A 332-nucleotide genomic window follows, 5' to 3' on the forward strand; every position below is an offset into this window, starting at 1 on the left:
ATCGCGGCGGAAACCGCCACGCTCGCCGCCACGGTCGTCACGGTTGAAACCGCCCGACGGACGGTCGCCGCGGTCGCGGTTGTACCCGCCGGTGGGGCGGTCGTCACGGCGGAAGCCGCCACGGTCGCCGCCGCGGTCGTCACGGTTGAAGCCACCCGAGGGGCGGTCATCGCGGCGGAAGCCACCGCCAGCCGGACGGTCACCGCGGTCGCGGTTGAAACCGCCACCCGACGGACGGTCGTCACGGCGGAAACCGCCACGGTCGCCACCACGGTCATCGCGGTTGAAACCGCCGGAGGGGCGGTCGTCACGGCGGAAGCCGCCACGGTCGC

1 protein-coding gene is annotated in these 332 nt (G+C 74.1%); it reads left to right on the forward strand.

Going from position 1 to position 332, the window contains the following annotated elements; all coding sequences use genetic code 11:
- Nucleotides 1-332, forward strand: a 332-nt coding sequence (locus AE652_RS49290) for a hypothetical protein (RefSeq protein ID WP_049654735.1), incomplete at both ends; no start/stop codon positions are given.

The organism is Kitasatospora sp. MY 5-36 (assembly GCF_001182915.1).
Taxonomy (GTDB): domain Bacteria; phylum Actinomycetota; class Actinomycetes; order Streptomycetales; family Streptomycetaceae; genus Kitasatospora.